This window comes from Antrihabitans cavernicola, from assembly GCF_008297975.1.
GTDB classification, from domain to species: domain Bacteria; phylum Actinomycetota; class Actinomycetes; order Mycobacteriales; family Mycobacteriaceae; genus Antrihabitans; species Antrihabitans cavernicola.
Genome location: NZ_VLNY01000015.1, coordinates 94,346 through 110,558, shown reverse-complemented (window position 1 = coordinate 110,558; position 16,213 = coordinate 94,346). Strand labels below are relative to the sequence as shown.

Here is a 16,213-nt window from a genome sequence, read left to right as displayed (position 1 = left end):
GGCCCCTTCGCGAATCCCCGATCTGAGGATTCCGACAAGATGTTGAGAATCAGTCTCCGACACGAAGTTGAGAAAACGCAGGTCGATCACCCGTTCGGCCGACGCCTTCGATGAATTCCTACACTGAACTTGCCGAAGCGCCGCAATTCGATGGCGCACCGATCATGACCGGGCAATACTCGTAGCCGCTGAAAGGAGGCAACATGAAACTGGCTGAAGCACTGGCATTGCGGGCGGACAACGCGCGCAAGGCGGAGCAACTCCGAACCCGGATCGTCGGCAACGCGCGCTATCAGGAGGGCGAGACGCCCGCTGAGAACGCAGCTGCGTTGGTCGCAGATGCCGAGGCGGTCTTCGACGAGTTGGAATCGCTGATCCGCCGGATCAACAAGACCAATGCTGCCGCGGCCGTCGGGGACGGCACGATGACAGATGCGCTCGCGCGTCGGGATGTGCTGAGACTGCGCCACAAGACGATCACTGCTGCCGCCGATGCTGCAGCAGGCGCCGGTGGCGGATACGGCCGCCAGCTGCGCTCCGAGTTGACGTTCGTCTCAGCGCTTCCGGTGGCCGAGCTGCGTTCGACCGCAGACGATCTGGCACGGCAGCTCCGTGAACTCGATGTGGAAATTCAGCGACGCAACTGGGAGGTCGACCTGGCGGAGTGAGGCGGCGGCGGAGCAGGTAGCCGTACGAGAGGCGAGCACACACCGCGGCTGGGCGGTACCCAGCCTTCTTGGCGCGCGGAGGGCAGCGCAGCGGGTTCGATTCCCGATTCCGACAGGGCAGCCCAGCATCGTGCACAAGTGACGGCGCATTGCGTATTGCGCACTACCGCGTGCTGATCTCGTTCGGTGAGGGTGGGTTCGGGGACCTCCGCCGCAGAACTCAACTCCCGCGGGCGAATTCGCGCGCCGCTGGCGCAATCTGGCCCGTGCGGCGCGAATCGGCCCGCAGCGTGGAGATGAATTCGCCAGGCTGATCGACTGTGACGAACAGTGTGCTGATACCGGCGGGAAACTCGTCTCCTCGGCGATAGAGGCAGACTTCGGTGTCGAGTGCCAGCGCGATTGTGGCAGTGCCGCAGGAAAAGTCGGCGCTTCCGTCGTCCTCCGTTCGCAGACGTCGACTCGTGGGATCCCTTGTCGCCGTTCGCGCACCGGTGATCGCGGCGCGCGGAACGACCAGCTCGTCGAACACGCCGTAACGCAGCACGAGGCGTTTGTCGTCGAGCAGATGTGGAAGCGTCACCATCGACGCGTAGAAGCCCAGGAACCACAGCATCGCGTACACGTCCAGGCCGGTCACGACCCACACCCACGCGTGATTGCCGAAGATCGCCCACAGCACAACGTGAATCACGACGGTGTCGACGGCCGTGATCGCGATGAGGGTCGAAATCAGGATCTTGCGGCCCGCGTTGTAACTGAACCGCGTGGCATCGTCGGTCGGCTGTGTGCCGAATATCCACGACGCCAGACACACCCACATGCGCGGCTCGAGTAACACCCATCGTGCAGCACGAGTCGGCATCACCTGTGCCAGTGCATGTTCGGCGGCCTGCCAACCATCGGATCCCGACGCGCGCCTGCTGCGGTAAGCCCGGATCGCGGTCACCGAGCGCACCAGCAGCACCGACCAGAGCAGCACCTCGAGCACGACGGCGATGATCACCGCGTCGCGAAGGTCGAGCACACCGCTCCAGACGAAGACCGCCTGTATCCCCAACACCGCGAGTGGTAGCCACGGTCCGATCCGTCGGAGGCGAGTCATGGCGTGCCGTCCCGTGAGGCCACCATCGATCGATACCGGGCGATCACGTGGTCGACGGTGGCCACGAAACGGGCGCGCTCCTCGACGGGCAATTCACCGAAAAGTCCGTCTGCGATCTGATGGGTTTCAGTGAGCATCGAACCTATGAAGTCGGCGCCTTTGTCGGTCATCCCGACGATCGTCGCTCGCCGATCGGTGGGGTGGGGCGACCTGGTGATCATGCCGTCGCGTTGGAGGCCGTCGAGAAGGCCGGTCATATTGCGTGGCGTGACGCCGTGCTGGTCCGCCAGCCAGCGTTGAGTCGGTGCCTCGTCGCTGTAGTAGATCCTGGTCAACAGGTCTGCCCGGGACCGGCTGATGCCGCGATCGGCGAGGCCGCGTTCCATGTCCTTGCTGATCAGGATCGTCAGTTCCCACAGCTTCGCCAGCACCGCTTCCGAATCATAGGAAGGTACTGCATCATGCATACACTTCACTATATCAGGAGATTACGTTCTCGCGAACCGCACATAGAACGCACCGAATACCAGGACAATCCCGATGTTCACCATCAATCGTGCCCAGAAGTGCTGCCTGAAGATCAGCACGTCCACCCCGACAAGGACGACTATCAGGGCGAGCACGTAGAGGGCGACGACGGCCGGCCTTCCCATGTGCTCAGTTCTACTCCGCTGCCGGCTGGCCCGTCGCAAGTTGCTCACGTCGTTGCAATCACCGCCGGAGCACCCCATCATCGACCCATGAACGGTGCAGAATCGCTGATCCGCACGTTGGTCGACAACGGTGTGGATACCTGTTTCACCAACCCCGGTACGTCCGAGATGCATTTCGTCGCGGCGCTGGACGAGGTTCCCGAGATGCGCGCTGTGCTCGCCCTGTTCGAGGGCGTGGCGACCGGAGCCGCCGACGGCTACGCGCGAATGGCCGACAAGCCGGCGGCAACCCTGCTGCACCTCGGATCCGGGCTCGGTAACGGCATGGCGAACCTGCACAACGCACGCAAGGGGAAGGTGCCGATCGTCAACATCGTCGGCGATCACGCCACCTATCACGTGCAGTACGACGCACTGTTGCAGTCCGACATCGAGACCGTCGCCCGCAACGTCTCGCCCTGGGTGCGAACGTCGCAGAGCACCGAGGAACTCGGCGCCGATGCTGCCGAGGCGGTCCGGATTGCGTCGGGCCCACCCGGTCAGGTTGCGACACTTGTACTTCCGGCGGATGTGTCGTGGGGCGAGGGCGGCGCAGTAGGCGCCGTCGTGCCCGCACCGCAGGGCACCATCGCCGACGAGGCAACGCTCGACGCCATCGTCACAGCGCTGGGCCGTGGGCGGAAGACAGCAATCCTCTTGGGGCGGCGTGGTTTACGTGAAGAGGCGATGACTCTTGCCGCTCAGCTCGCCGCAACGACGGGTGCCCGATTGCTCGGCGAGACCTTCCCGGCCCGCATGGAACGCGGCGCCCGACTGCCGGTAGTCGAGCGGCTTGCGTACTTGGCGGAACTGGCGTCGGTGCAACTGGACGGCCTGGAGGACCTGATCCTGATCGACACCAAAGCGCCTGTGTCCTTCTTCGCCTACCCGGGGAAGAAGAGTTATCTGGTGCCCGATGGCTGCCAGGTTCACACCCTCGCCGCCGACGATTCCGACGTGATCGGCTCACTGGAGGTGTTGGCCGCTCGGCTGGGCGGCAAGGCGAAACCTGTTGTGCTCCAGCAACCATCGCGACCGAACCGCCCGCGCGGAAAGCTCACCGCCGACAGCGTGTCCGAGGCGGTGGGCTACGTTCTCCCCGAGGGTGCAATCGTCTCCGACGAGGCCCAGACATCGGGTGTCAGCCTGCCGACGACCACGGCCGGTGCACCCCGCCACGACTGGCTCACCCTCACCGGTGGCGCGATCGGGCAAGGCCTGCCCGTGGCTGTCGGCGCCGCCGTCGCGTGCCCGGACCGGCCGGTCCTCGCCCTGCAGGCGGACGGTTCGGCGATGTACACGATCCAGTCGTTGTGGACGATGGCCCGCGAACAGCTCGACGTCACCGTCTTGATTCTGAACAACCGGGCATACTCGATCCTCAACCTCGAGCTGAACCGCGTCGGTGCGGGCGAGCCAGGGCCGAAGGCCAAGGCGCAACTCGACTTGGCTTCGCCGCCAATCGATTTCGTGGCGATCGGCGCTGGACTGGGTGTGCCGTCTATCCAAGTCGAGGACGCGGAGAACTTGGTGGACGAATTACAGCGGGCGTTCGCCGAGCCGGGACCGCACCTGATCGAGGCTGTGATCCCGCAGGTCTTCACTCCGTTCAGACTCAAGGCGATGCCGCGGGTCTTGGGTTCGCTGGAGCATTTGCCGTCGCCGCTGGCGCGTGCGGTCAAGCGTCGGTTGCAGCCCTGACCTCGTTGTCTGGATTCGTCGCCAGCGCCACAGTCAGTTCGAGTACTGTCCGCGGATCTTCCAGCCTGTCGCCGTAAAGCTCGCGCAGCTGACCCATCCGATAACGCACGGTCTGAGCGTGTACGAACAACTCTTCTGCGACATCGTTTCGCCGACCCTGATGAAGTAGCCACGATCGCAGCGTTTCGGCCAGGCGCTCGGCGGTATTCGGGCTCAACGTCGACAAGGGCGCAAGAACCTGACGTCGGAGATCGTGTAAGGCCTCCAGATCGGCGCCGAGAACCAGCTCGGCCAGCCGGGTGTCGGTGTCGACGACGTCGTCGGACGCTAACGCGCGGCCACGAAGGGCCCGCGAGTAGGAAGAACTTGCCTTCGTCCATTCTCGTGCAGGACCGACCACCGCGCGGGTCCCGTCGACGGCACCGAGCAGAGCCGGTCGAGAGGGGCCGTCCATATCGGGGACGAGCAGCAGTGACATCCCGTCGTCCGCGTCGATGCCCGGCAGGTCCTCGACCAGTTGAAGCGTCCGTGGGCTGAGCTGGGTGACCACACTGCGCGCGCGTGCGGCGGGCACCAACACCGCGGTCAGGGTTGTCGGTGGCTGCCAACCGGCTCGTTCTGCACTCGCGCGAAGGGCCTCCTCCGACTCCGCCGCAATGATGTGCTGGCCAAGTCGTTCGAGATAACGCTGCCGGACGCGGCCGGAGGTCGCCAGTTCGTCGGCGTGCCCTGAAACGCTTGCGGCGGACAGTTCGTCGATGAATGCGAAAACCAGCTCGGCGAATTTGGCGACCGTCGTGGCTGGAAGTCCGTGGGTGACGGCGGTAGCCGACAACTCACGCCATGCCACGCGAGCGCCCACGCGGTACGCCGCCTGCAGGGCGTCCATGGAGCGTCCGCCTCGTGCTTCGCCGCGACCGAGTTCGTAAGCTCCTTCCAGCGCCGGACCGATCGGGGTATCCAGATCGGACGCCGCCGACTGGTCCACCCACCGCAGAAACGTACCCAGAGCCCATTGGACTGCGCTCTGGATCGTCTCGCCCATCCGTCCGGAAAAAGCGCCCGCATAGTTCGGCACCTCCGCTGTGACCGCGGCCACTGTCTGTTCTGCGACGGCGGGCAATACGCCTCGCAATGCGTCGACGATCACACTGTCGAGCTCCAGTTCCGAAACTCGACGGAAGGCCAGGTCAGGCTCATCTTTCGCCATAGAACTATTCCTGTCGAACAATATTCGCGTCTTGGTTCACGCCGTACGGACAAGAGTTTATCCCCACATGCGGGACAGAGTTGCTCTATGACCACAACGCTGAACAGGCCGTCCGCACTCGGCGCGCTGCGTGAACGCGTCGTCAGACTTGCCGAATCCATGACAACCCCTCTGGTTCCCGCGGACTACCTCGATGTCGTCGTTCCTTTGCGCTCGGGTACCGCCCTGCGAGGCAAGATTCTGTCCATCCGCCCCGAGACCGCCGACGCTGCGACCATCGTGATCAAGCCAGGACGCGGTTGGCGGACACACATCCCCGGCCAATACATTCGCGTCGGTGTGGACGTCGACGGTGTCCGCCAGTGGCGGGCCTACTCGCTGACATCGACCACCGACAATGTCGACGGCAACATTGCGATCACCGTCAAGGCTATTCCCGACGGCAAGGTCAGCAATTACCTCGTCAGGCGCGCAACACCGGGCACCATTGTCCAACTCGACCGTGCCGCAGGCGAATTCACTCTCGGCAGCGATCTGCCGCGCAAGATTCTGTTCCTCACCGCGGGTAGCGGCATCACGCCTGTGATGGGCATGCTTCGAAACCTCGCAGGCCGATCGGCCGACATTGTCGTGGTGCATTCCGCGCCGACGTCGAACGATGTCATCTTCGCCGACGAACTACGGCAACTGGCGCACAGTCGTCGAATCCGGTTGGTGGAGAAACACACCGACACCGACGGCATGCTCGACGTTGCCGAACTCGATGGCTTGGTCGACGACTTCGCAGACCGCGAGACCTGGGCCTGTGGACCGACCGGAATGCTCGACGCCCTCGAACAGCACTGGGCCGATCGCGATATTGCCGACCGCCTGCACACCGAGCGGTTCCGGCCGACGATCGTCACGGCCGGTGCGGGCGGAACGGTCACCTTCAGCAAGTCCGACACCGTTCTGGACGTGGCGGGCTCGCAAACATTGCTCGACGCGGGCGAAGCTGCCGGCGTCCTGATGCCGTCGGGCTGCCGGATGGGCATCTGCTTCGGCTGTGTCGCACCGCTGCGCGAAGGCGCGGTCCGTGATCTCCGCAACGGCGAGATCACAACTGCCGCACCAGGTGACGGCATCCAAATTCAGACCTGTGTATCCGCAGCTGCGGGCGCATGCGATATCGAACTCTGAGGACAGACCATGACTACTGTGCAGCGCAAGGAAAGCAATCCGATCGCTCATCTCAGCGACGAGGACATCGAGAACATCGGTGTTGAGCTCGATGCCATTCGGCAGCAGGTGATTTCGAGCCGTGGCGAACGAGACGCGAACTACATTCGCAACGTGATCGAGTTTCAACGCAAGCTCGAGCTGGCCAGTCGAGGCGTCCTGCTGTTCTCGCTCTTCCCGCCGGCATGGCTGGCAGGCACTGTGGGCCTGTCGATCTCGAAGATCGTCGAGAACATGGAGATCGGCCACAACGTGATGCACGGCCAATGGGACTGGATGCGAGACCCGACGATCCACTCGACAAGCTGGGAGTGGGACAACGCCTCGCCTGCGGACATGTGGAAGCACTCGCACAACGAGTTACATCACACGTACACCAACGTGATCGGCAAGGACAACGATCTCGGCTACGGCATCATGCGGGTGGACGAGGATCAGCGGTGGATGCCCTTCTACCTTGCACAACCGTTGTGGAACTTCGTCAACGCGTGCTTCTTCGAATACGGCATCGCCGCATACGATCTCGAGATCGGCAAGTACCTGGCAGGCCGCAAGGACAAAGAAGAATTCCAGAGTGCCGGTAAGAAGGTGCTCGGCAAGATTCGTCGGCAGATGACGAAAGACTATGTGCTGCATCCGTTGCTGTCGGGGCCGTCGGCGCTGACGACGCTCACTGCCAACATGACCGCAAACCTGGTCCGCAACCTGTGGACCCACTCGGTCATCATGTGCGGGCATTTCCCGGAGGGCGTGGAGACGTTCGAGAAGAAGTCGATCGACGGCGAAACGCGTGGCGAGTGGTACCTGCGTCAGATGCTCGGTTCCGCCAACATCGACGGTCGTCCGTTCATGCACTTCATGACCGGCAACCTCTCCTTCCAGATCGAGCACCACCTGTTCCCCGACCTACCGAGCAATCGGTACCAGGAGATCGCTCCTCAGGTGCGCGCGTTGTTCGACCGCTACCAGCTGACCTACACCAGCGGTTCGCTTGTGCAGCAAGTCGGTTCGGCATGGAAGAAGGTATTCCGGCTGTCCTTGCCCAACGACTTCGTGCGCGACGCGTCCGCCGCCGTGAAACCAGCGACGTTGTCGCGGTTGATTACACGCAAGCCTGCCGAACAGGACGCATCAGTCGCTGCGTGATCTGCCGTTGAACTCGAGTGCGACGTCGAGCCAGAACGACAGCCGGTCCTTCGTCGTAATCGATTCCGGAGCAACGCTTATCCAGCCCGTCCCCATGGAACGGCGGGCGCCCATCTCGGCGTGGCCCGCGCCGGGAATGGCGAGCAATTCGCTGCTGCGTCGTGGATCGATGCGAACCAGCAGGCTTCCGTCGGCGCGCGCGGCGACGACCATTCTGTCGTTCACCATGAACGACAGACCGCCGAACATCGCCACATCGCGGGTGGTCGGCTCGACGGACAGCGCCGTGCGAATCCGGTCGATCAACGATGCGCGCGTCATAGCTACTCCTGATTCGTCGGCATATAGGACAGCCTGTCGAAGATCAGCACGCTCTCCGCAATCTTGTTGTCGCGCACTGTGAAATACTCCGCCGCCGGCGCGGTAGTGGTCGCAGCCGTCTCCGGGTAGTAGAACAACGCGACGTGATCGCCGTCCGCGAAGCTCGCGATGTCGGTCAGGCCGGTCAGGTTCGGCGCGAAGGCGCCGATGAATCCGCGATATGTTTCTTTGCCGGTCAGATCGGCACCTGGTGCGCGGCACACGATGTCGTCGGCCACGTGTGTCATGGCCTCGTCGACGTCGCCACAGGTCCAAGCGCGATGATAGGCCAGCACGATGTCGTGGGCGGATGTCTGTGTCATGGTAGTGCTCCTCATCGTTGTCGGTGTTCGATCGGCATCCAATTGTCTTCTTCCGCTTCACCTCCGGCAGCGGCGACTCGAAGGCGCGCGAGGAAGTGGGTCCACCCGTCGTTGTGGCCGTCGAGTTGGGCGTCCGGGAGATTCGAATGCAGCAGATCGACTCTGGTGCCGATCGCAATCGGTGTGAGGGTGAACGCCACCGTCGAGGCGCCGGGTGGCAGATCGGTGCTGCCCGCCATGCCCCACGAGACCACCACGCGGTGTGGGCGCTCGACCTCGAGATATCGACCGCGTACCGCTGCCCCTGCGATGCCGACGGCGAACTCGCCACCGGCCCGCGGGTCTAGCGTGGCGGTCTGTCCCATCCAGGCATTCATGCCCGCTTCGGTCACCAGATAGTCGAAGACGACGTCGGGGTGGGCCTCGATTTCGACAGAGGCTGTGTATTCAGCCATTTCGTGACTCGATCGCGTTCTTGAGGGCAGCAAGTTTGGTCGGCCAGAACTCGTCCAGATACGACCGCACCGCTGCCAGTCCATCGGTATTCACCGCGAACAGGTGACGGGTGCCGTCGCGGGTGCTGGTGGCCAGGCCGGCGCCGCGCAGCACCGCGAGGTGATGCGACGTCGTCTGCTGTGACAGGCCGACCTCCTCGGCGATCACCCCGACCGGCTGTGGTCCGGTCCGCACAACAGCAAGGATCGACCGACGATTGGAATCGGCGAGGGCGCGGAGAGCCCGGTCGAGATCGGGAACGGCTGCCATGTCTCGACCGTAGCACAAATGAGGGTTTGTACTTATGAATACGCGTGCTCGCTCGGCCTACTCTGGACGGCATGACAACCTCAAACGCGGGCCATGCGCAAACGATGGCACTGCAAGGCCTGGCGAACGGCGTCACCCGAGCGCTGATGCACGTGCCGCTGGTGTCGCGTGGGATCGGCAAACGACTGGTCACGTTGTATGTCGTCGGCCGTAAATCGGGTAGGGAGTACAGCGTGCCCGTCGCGTACACCAAACATGACGGCGCGCTGCTGATCGGAACGGGTTTCGCGTGGGGACGCAACCTGCGCACCGGTGAACCGATCGAAATCCAGTTGCAGGGCAAACGACGTACCGCCGACGTGCGGGTGATCAGTGACGAGGCAGGCGTGATCGAGTACTACGACCTGCTCTGCCGCGACAATCGAAACTTCGCCAACTTCAACAACATCGGCTTCACGGCGCAGGGTGATCCCGACCCCGAGCATATGAAGAAGGCGTTCGAGGCGGGCGCACGCGTATTCCTGCTGACCCCGCGCTGACGAAACTCGGGTTAGCATCGCCCGATGATGAGCAGGACTCTGATCCCGTGGCTCCTCGATTCCGACCCGACGCTGCGGTGGCAGGTCGAACGCGATCTGGTGGGTGTGTCGCCCGCGGTGTGGGAGGCAACGCGAGCGCGCATCGAGTTCGAGGGCTTCGGTGTGCGCTTGCTCGCACTGCAGGAGCCGGACGGGCAGTGGGCGGGCGGTGCGTACTTCCCGGCAGGTCATGACTTCGACGGTTCCGAGGACGGCCAGCCCTACACAGCGACGACGTGGACGCTGAATACGTTGCGGGAGTGGGGACTCGACTCCGGCATCCTGCGAGGGCGTCGCACCGCGGAGTTGCTCGCCGAAAACAGTCGCTGGGAGTACGACGACCTGCCTTACTGGGGCGGCGAAGTCGACTGCTGCATCAACGCTTTCACCGTGGCCAACGGCCTGTGGCTCGGCGCCGACATCACCGGCATCGTCGACTGGTTTGTCGAGCATCGACAGCCCGACGGAGGCTGGAACTGTGAAAGGGTAGAAGGCTCCACTCGATCGTCCGTGCACTCCACGCTGAATTCGCTGAAGGGCTTGCTGGCCTACGACGTCGCAACCGGTGGTACCGATGCGACGACCGCTGCCCGTCATGCCGGTGAAGAATATCTGTTGCAGCGCAGCCTGTTTCGACGACTGTCGACAGGTGAGCCGATCGCACCGTGGATATCACGCTTCTCGTACCCGTTCCGCTGGTTCTACGACGTTCTCAACGCGGCCGACTACTTTCGCGCGTCGTCGCTGCACGATGGCACCGCGCCCGATCCGCGTATGGCAGAGGCGATCGAGCTGATCCGTGCCGCACGCCAACCGGACGGCACCTGGCTGCAGAGCAGGCGGCACCCGGGGGAGGTGTGGTTCGAGATCGACGTTGCAGTCGGCGAGCCGTCGAAGTGGTTGACGTTCTTCGCGACTCGGGTGCTGGATTGGTTCGACGCGACGAGATGATGGTTGCGTAGGTCGCTACTCGGCCGATGTGTACGCAACCATCATCTCGACGGCGTCAGTTCTTCTGCCCAACCCCGCCGTAGGCGCCGGTCAGCTCGGGATGCTCGCCAACGTCTTCGGGCGAATCAGGCCGCCAGAGCGGAAGGTGCACCAGCCCGGGCTCCACCATGGTCAGGCCGTCGAAGTATTCGGAGATCTGCTCGCCGGTGCGGAGATTGATTTCCGTCGACGTTCGACCGGACAGCTTCTGCGCCTCGAGCACCTCGGGCGGCTGGCCGTCCTGGGTCGCATGCACGATCGCGAGGTAGCTGCCGTGGGCGACGGCATCGCGGAGTCTGGCTACCGAGACGGCAGGGTTGGCTTCGTCGGGCACGAAATGAATCACACCGAGAATCAGTACGGCGATCGGCTTGCTGAAATCGAGCAGCCGCTGCGCTTCGGGGTGGCTGAGAATGGTGTCCGGATCGCAGAAGTCTGCCTGAATGATGGCGGCATTGGGGTTGTCCTGCAGAATCGCCTCGCTGTGCGCGACGGCAACGGGATCGATGTCGACGTAGAGGACCTTCGCGTCCGGATTCCGGTCCTGTGCGATCTCGTGAACATTGCCGACTGTGGGAATCCCGGACCCGATATCGAGAAACTGCGTTATGCCCGCTTCTGTCAGAAACCGAACGCAACGACGCAGCATCTTACGATTTGCGCGCATCGTTTCACCGACCTGCGGCGACAATGCGGAGATCTGATCTGCGAGTTGCCGGTCGATTTCGAAATTGTGCATTCCGCCGAGGAAATAGTCGTAAACGCGTGAGCCACTCGGCCGATCCAGGTCGATCCCCGGTGGTGCCCAACTCGGTCGTGTCATCGATCCTCCATGGTGTCGAGGTATGCACTCGCGGCGAGCTTACTGTCAACTAGTCTCGGATTATGGGGAAGTCGATCGAGTTTCCTGCGACGTGGACGGCTGCCCTGAACGAGTGCAACCACGTGGTGCCGATGAACTCCGCCGAGATCGCAAAATTCATCGACGACATCGCACAGGGCCTCACCGACGCATTGGCGGAGGACCCCGCACGAGCAGTGAAATTCGGTGCGCAATTGGCCGGCGCGCATTTCGTCGGTGATGAAGCGCTCGGACGAAGCATTGCCGCGATCCAATCGCACTTCGCACCGCCTGTCGACGATGTTCGTGGTCAGCGCCGTTTGGCCGAGCTTCTGAAATCGTTCTCTTCGGGGTACGTCGGTGCCTTTCGACGGTGGATTCTGTCGGAACAAGAAAGCCTTCGCGCGGCAGATGTGTCCGCTCGTCGTGCGGTCGAAGGCCAGCTCCGAGCAAGCGAAGCCCGACTTCGGGCGGTGTTCGCGCAAGCAGGCGTAGGGACGGCGATCTCCGATGTTTCCGGGCGAATCCTCGAGGCCAACGCAGCATTCGCGAACATGCTCGGCTATGGCGTCGACGAGTTCTGCGCAACGGTCGACGTTGCCGACCTGGCGCATCCCGAGGACGACGACACTGTCTGGAAACAGTATTCGCAATTGATCGCGGGCGAGATCGACGGCGTGCGGATCGAGAAACCGTACCTGCGCCGCGACGGCAGCACAGTGTGGACGAACCTCAACGTCTCACTGGTTCGCGATCAGGACGATCTGCCGCAGTACACGCTGGTGCTCGTCGAAGACATTTCGGAACAGCGCGAGCTGCGAGAGCAGTTGCAGCACAGAGCATCGCACGACAATCTGACCGGCCTGCCGAACAGGGCACAGTTCTTCGACGCGTTGTCGAACGCATTCGCCGATCCAGAGTCGCGGGTGGGTGTCTGCTACATCGACCTCGACCATTTCAAGATCGTCAACGACACTTACGGCCACGACTTCGGCGATCAAGTCCTGACGGCCGTCGCGCACCGGTTGCGCGAATGTGGCAGCGAGCCTGGGCAACTGGTTGCGCGCATGGGTGGCGACGAATTCGTGATCCTGGTTGCGCAGTCGACCGGATCGAACGACGTCGTCGAGATGGCCGACAGCGTTCTGAAAGCGCTCGTCGAGCCGTTCGATATCGGTGGTCATCGACTGACAATGTCCGTGAGTATCGGAGTGATGGAAGAGCGCGTGGATCGCATGACCGCCACCGATCTCGTGAAAGCCGCTGATACGACGATGTATTGGGCGAAGGATGAGGGCCGGAACAGGCTGGCCTTCTTCGATCGCGAGCGCAGCTCTCGGCAGCAGACGCGATACGCGCTGTCCCTTGCCATGCGGGATGCTCTGGACAACAACGAATTCTTCGTCGACTACCAGCCGATCGTCGGCCTTGCGGATGAAACGATGTTCGGTGTCGAGGCGTTGGTGCGTTGGCAACACCCGACGATGGGCAGGTTGGCCCCGGACCGATTCATCGACCTCGCCGACGAAAACGGACTCATCGGTGCGATCGACGCCTTTGTGCTGGAGCAGTCGTGCCGTGATTGCAAGCTGTGGCAAAACGAATTCGGCGGTCGTGCGCCGTTTGTCAGTGTCAACCTCGCGTCGCGCCAGGTCTCCGACCCCACGCTCGCTGGCAGGGTCGCGGCGACGATAAGTTCCGTCGGTCTGGAACCGCGTTCGGTGCAACTCGAACTCACCGAGCAGACCTTCATGCAGACCGACAGACAGTCCGTGGAATCACTGCGCGCTCTGTCAGCGTTCGGTGTGGCGATCGCGATCGACGACTTCGGTACCGGCTATTCGAATCTCGCTTATCTGGGCCAACTTCCGGTGGACGTGCTCAAACTCGCCGGACCGTTCGTCACGAGGATGGACGGTCAGGGCGCGGACAGATCGACCGATGAATTGATAGTGAAGTCGATCATCGACCTTGCGCACAACATGGGGATCAGTGTCACCGCCGAATGTGTCGAGACCGAAGATCAAGCGAGAAGGCTTGCGGCCCTTGGGTGCGACTCGGCGCAAGGCTGGCATTTCGCGCGACCGACGCGCGCTGACCGGATCGTCGAGTTGCTGCAGAACGCAAATCCTTGAAGACCCGGTTGGAACGGCTGATGGTCGGAGGTGCGGTAGGCGTGGTCCTCGGCATGGAAGACATTCGATCCCGTCTAGTGTGAAAGATCGAAAGGTCCAAACCACGATTGGAGCAGCCGATGAGTGATCCGATTCTGATCGAACAAACCGGCAACGTCGTCGTCTGGACCTTGAACAACCCCGCGTCGCGCAATGCGATCTCCGATGGCGAAACCATCGCAGCGCTCGAAGATGCGGTGTCCGCTGTGAATCAGGATCCCACTGTGCGGGTGGCGATCCTGACCGGTGCAGGCCCGGCGTTCTCGTCGGGAGGCAACGTCAAACACATGCGGGACAAGGAGGGCATGTTCGGTGGGACGCCGGCTGAGCTGCGCCAGGGCTATCGACACGGCATCCAACTAATCCCGAAAGCGTTGTATCACTGCGAAATCCCGACGATCGCCGCTGTCAACGGTCCTGCTATCGGCGCCGGATGCGACCTCGCTATGATGTGCGACCTGCGGATCGCATCGACAACCGCGAAGTTCGCGGAGAGTTTCGTGAAGGTCGGAATCATCCCGGGTGACGGCGGCGCGTGGTTGCTCCCGCGTGCGATCGGCATGGCACGGGCAAGCGAGATGGCGTTCACCGGCGAAGCCATCGACGCACAAACCGCGCTGGATTGGGGAATGGTGTCGCAGGTGGTCGAGCCGGACGCGCTTCTCGACGCGGCGCACGCGCTCGCAGAACGAGTCGCGGCGAACCCGCCACAGGTGCTGCGAATGACGAAAAAGCTACTGCGCGAAGGGCAACACCAGAGCCTGGACAGTCTGCTGGAGCTGTCCGCCGCAATGCAGGCAATAGCCCACCACACCGCGGATCACCACGAAGCGGTCGCCGCGATGCTGGAGAAGCGAGCGCCCGACTTCACCGGCGATTAAGTCTTGCGCAATGCAGGTGCAGGAACGTCGATCAGAGACTGCCGCACCGCATTCCATACCGACCGCATCGCCGCCACCATCGCTGGAGAATCGTTGCCGAGGACGCGCACCCACGCGCCCGAATCCTGCGGCAACACACTGGTGCCGAAGCTCACCGGAGCACCCTGCAGAGCAGTGTGAATGGCGGTCGCGATGTCGGCCGCGGGACGCAGCGGGCTTACCGCGTAGAAGGTCGACATCAACGTGTGATTGCCCAACACGCCCGGACCTGCGACGGGTGCGGTGCCGGGATCCAGTCGAACAGCATCGACAGCCACCAGATCCCCATCAGGACGGCGTATTTCGAGATCGGATGCGAACACGTCGTAATGATGGTGCTCGCCGTGAGCATGCCGACCGGTGTGCACGCCCTCGCCGATCAGGATGGTCGCCGTCGGGTCGGCGGTCACCACCGTCTGCTGGTAGTACCGGGCGCCGCCGTATGGGATGACCGACTCGGGTAGATATTCGACGTAGGAACGCGGGCCCACATCGAGATGCGTCACCTGCGTCGCGTAGTCCCGATCCATGCGATGCACCCGCGTGGCCGCCTGAGTCGTCAGGTGCACGGAAGTGTCTGCGCCACAATCGATATCCATCCGCAGCCGGTCTGCCTGCACGATCCCGCCGCCGGTGGACATCAGAAACACGACGGCCAAGTCCGGCCGCAGTGGATCGATGTAGAGCGGTCGCATGATCTGCAGCGGTGACTTCTGATATCGCCGAACCAACTCGGTGCGCTCGGTGACGCGCTCGAACCCCAGCTCGAGCAGGCCGACCTTGCCGGGCGCGCCCACCCCGAGCATGTACGGTACACCGCTGTGCCGCAGCACTTCCCGCGGAACCCGCGTAGGTTGGTAATGCTCGGCCGAGAATCGGTCGAGAGGCAACACGGCGGTCACACCGGCAACTTGCGGCGAGCCTCTAGGAAGTCGGCGATGTACTCGAGGCCAACGCCGGTAAGGCAATTGGTCAACACCACCGGTCGGCCATCGCGTACCCGATTCGCGTCGGACTCCATCACGTTGACATCCGCTCTCACGTATTGGGCGATGTCGATCTTGTTGATCACCAACAGATCCGACTCGGTGATACCCGGCCCGCGCTTGCGCGGCATCTTCTCGCCCTCCGCGGTATCGAGGACGAAGAGAAACATATCGACGAGCACTGGGCTGAAGGTGAGTGTCAGATTGTCGCCACCCGACTCGTAGATAAGGGTGTCCACATCCGGGAACCGTTCCAGGAGTTCGGCACCCGCTGCCAGGTTCATCGTGGGATCGTCGCGAACAGCGGTATGTGGGCAGGCGCCGGTCTCGACTCCCACCACCTTCTCGGGGTCGAGAATGCCGGCGAGGGTGCGCCGGACGTGCTCGGCGTCTTCCTGCGTGTAGATGTCGTTCGTGATGACCGCGGGTTTGTGCCCCCGCTCGGTGAGCACTGGCACCAACGCCTCGATCAGCGCCGTCTTGCCCGATCCGACCGGGCCTCCGATCCCTACCTTCAACACCTGCCCTGTCATGGC

General features: G+C 63.0%; 19 protein-coding genes. 8 read left to right on the top strand and 11 right to left on the bottom strand.

The genetic code is table 11. From position 1 onward, the window contains the following. The first annotated feature begins 203 nt into the window (after positions 1 to 203). Positions 204 to 668 carry a DIP1984 family protein gene (locus FOY51_RS22970; RefSeq protein WP_149432598.1) on the top strand — a complete coding sequence of 155 codons (465 nt, stop codon included), beginning with the start codon at positions 204 to 206 and terminating at the stop codon, positions 666 to 668. A gap of 220 nt (positions 669 to 888) precedes the next feature. Here the strand turns inward: FOY51_RS22970 and FOY51_RS22965 are convergent, their stop codons facing one another. The 3 genes from FOY51_RS22965 to FOY51_RS27310 are packed head-to-tail and all read right to left on the bottom strand — an operon-like array spanning position 889 to position 2,426. Continuing rightward, the gene (locus FOY51_RS22965; RefSeq protein ID WP_149432597.1) at positions 889 to 1,773 is read right to left on the bottom strand and encodes a hypothetical protein; all 885 of its coding nucleotides are present in this window, start codon (positions 1,771 to 1,773) and stop codon (positions 889 to 891) included. After that, the gene (locus FOY51_RS22960) at positions 1,770 to 2,240 is read right to left on the bottom strand and encodes a MarR family winged helix-turn-helix transcriptional regulator (RefSeq protein ID WP_149432596.1); all 471 of its coding nucleotides are present in this window, start codon (positions 2,238 to 2,240) and stop codon (positions 1,770 to 1,772) included. The genes FOY51_RS22965 and FOY51_RS22960 overlap by 4 nt, the downstream gene beginning before the upstream one ends. Positions 2,241 to 2,261: 21 nt before the next feature. Further along, positions 2,262 to 2,426, bottom strand: a complete 165-nt coding sequence (locus FOY51_RS27310) for a hypothetical protein (protein ID WP_187776436.1) — start codon at positions 2,424 to 2,426, stop codon at positions 2,262 to 2,264. A gap of 87 nt (positions 2,427 to 2,513) precedes the next feature. Here FOY51_RS27310 and FOY51_RS22955 point away from each other — a divergent pair, with 87 nt between their 5' ends. Further along, positions 2,514 to 4,166, top strand: coding sequence for an acetolactate synthase large subunit (locus FOY51_RS22955; RefSeq protein WP_149432595.1), 1,653 nt, complete (start codon positions 2,514 to 2,516; stop codon positions 4,164 to 4,166). Here FOY51_RS22955 and FOY51_RS22950 read toward each other — a convergent pair. After that, positions 4,144 to 5,376: a PucR family transcriptional regulator gene (locus FOY51_RS22950; RefSeq protein ID WP_149432594.1), complete on the bottom strand. Its 1,233-nt coding sequence runs from the start codon at positions 5,374 to 5,376 to the stop codon at positions 4,144 to 4,146. The genes FOY51_RS22955 and FOY51_RS22950 overlap by 23 nt on opposite strands. A gap of 87 nt (positions 5,377 to 5,463) precedes the next feature. On the opposite strand from FOY51_RS22950, the gene FOY51_RS22945 reads away from it, so the two are divergent. Then, on the top strand, positions 5,464 to 6,555 hold the full coding sequence (locus tag FOY51_RS22945; protein WP_149432593.1) for a ferredoxin reductase: 1,092 nt from the start codon (positions 5,464 to 5,466) through the stop codon (positions 6,553 to 6,555). A gap of 9 nt (positions 6,556 to 6,564) precedes the next feature. Continuing rightward, positions 6,565 to 7,740: a fatty acid desaturase family protein gene (locus FOY51_RS22940; protein ID WP_149432592.1), complete on the top strand. Its 1,176-nt coding sequence runs from the start codon at positions 6,565 to 6,567 to the stop codon at positions 7,738 to 7,740. Here FOY51_RS22940 and FOY51_RS22935 read toward each other — a convergent pair. The 4 genes from FOY51_RS22935 to FOY51_RS22920 are packed head-to-tail and all read right to left on the bottom strand — an operon-like array spanning position 7,726 to position 9,188. Continuing rightward, positions 7,726 to 8,061 carry a TfoX/Sxy family protein gene (locus FOY51_RS22935; protein ID WP_149432591.1) on the bottom strand — a complete coding sequence of 112 codons (336 nt, stop codon included), beginning with the start codon at positions 8,059 to 8,061 and terminating at the stop codon, positions 7,726 to 7,728. The two genes, FOY51_RS22940 and FOY51_RS22935, sit on opposite strands and share 15 nt — an antisense overlap. Positions 8,062 to 8,063: 2 nt before the next feature. After that, a complete protein-coding gene (locus tag FOY51_RS22930; RefSeq protein WP_149432590.1) occupies positions 8,064 to 8,423 on the bottom strand; it encodes a nuclear transport factor 2 family protein in 360 nt (119 codons plus the stop codon). A gap of 11 nt (positions 8,424 to 8,434) precedes the next feature. Then, positions 8,435 to 8,878 carry an SRPBCC family protein gene (locus FOY51_RS22925; protein ID WP_149432589.1) on the bottom strand — a complete coding sequence of 148 codons (444 nt, stop codon included), beginning with the start codon at positions 8,876 to 8,878 and terminating at the stop codon, positions 8,435 to 8,437. Next, positions 8,871 to 9,188: an ArsR/SmtB family transcription factor gene (locus FOY51_RS22920; RefSeq protein ID WP_149432588.1), complete on the bottom strand. Its 318-nt coding sequence runs from the start codon at positions 9,186 to 9,188 to the stop codon at positions 8,871 to 8,873. The genes FOY51_RS22925 and FOY51_RS22920 overlap by 8 nt, the downstream gene beginning before the upstream one ends. Before the next feature lie 71 nt (positions 9,189 to 9,259). On the opposite strand from FOY51_RS22920, the gene FOY51_RS22915 reads away from it, so the two are divergent. Together FOY51_RS22915 and FOY51_RS22910 are read left to right on the top strand one after the other, a co-directional pair. Further along, entirely contained in the window at positions 9,260 to 9,727 is a 468-nt protein-coding gene (locus FOY51_RS22915) for a nitroreductase/quinone reductase family protein (RefSeq protein WP_235916661.1), read from the top strand. 24 nt (positions 9,728 to 9,751) lie between these two features. Beyond that, on the top strand, positions 9,752 to 10,717 hold the full coding sequence (locus tag FOY51_RS22910) for a prenyltransferase/squalene oxidase repeat-containing protein (RefSeq protein WP_149432587.1): 966 nt from the start codon (positions 9,752 to 9,754) through the stop codon (positions 10,715 to 10,717). Positions 10,718 to 10,772: 55 nt separating this feature from the next. Here FOY51_RS22910 and FOY51_RS22905 read toward each other — a convergent pair whose 3' ends face one another. Further along, complete coding sequence (locus tag FOY51_RS22905) at positions 10,773 to 11,579, bottom strand: SAM-dependent methyltransferase (protein ID WP_149432586.1); 807 nt, start codon at positions 11,577 to 11,579, stop codon at positions 10,773 to 10,775. 62 nt (positions 11,580 to 11,641) lie between these two features. On the opposite strand from FOY51_RS22905, the gene FOY51_RS22900 reads away from it, so the two are divergent. Together FOY51_RS22900 and FOY51_RS22895 are read left to right on the top strand one after the other, a co-directional pair. Next, on the top strand, positions 11,642 to 13,732 hold the full coding sequence (locus FOY51_RS22900; RefSeq protein WP_149432585.1) for a putative bifunctional diguanylate cyclase/phosphodiesterase: 2,091 nt from the start codon (positions 11,642 to 11,644) through the stop codon (positions 13,730 to 13,732). 119 nt (positions 13,733 to 13,851) lie between these two features. Next, complete coding sequence (locus FOY51_RS22895; protein ID WP_149432584.1) at positions 13,852 to 14,652, top strand: crotonase/enoyl-CoA hydratase family protein; 801 nt, start codon at positions 13,852 to 13,854, stop codon at positions 14,650 to 14,652. On the opposite strand, the gene FOY51_RS22890 is transcribed toward FOY51_RS22895, so the two are convergent. Then, the gene (locus FOY51_RS22890; RefSeq protein ID WP_235916658.1) at positions 14,649 to 15,593 is read right to left on the bottom strand and encodes an urease accessory protein UreD; all 945 of its coding nucleotides are present in this window, start codon (positions 15,591 to 15,593) and stop codon (positions 14,649 to 14,651) included. The two genes, FOY51_RS22895 and FOY51_RS22890, sit on opposite strands and share 4 nt — an antisense overlap. Then, positions 15,590 to 16,210 (bottom strand): urease accessory protein UreG, encoded by a 621-nt coding sequence (gene ureG / locus FOY51_RS22885; RefSeq protein ID WP_149432583.1) that lies wholly within the window; start codon positions 16,208 to 16,210, stop codon positions 15,590 to 15,592. The genes FOY51_RS22890 and ureG overlap by 4 nt, the downstream gene beginning before the upstream one ends. Positions 16,211 to 16,213 lie beyond the last annotated feature (3 nt).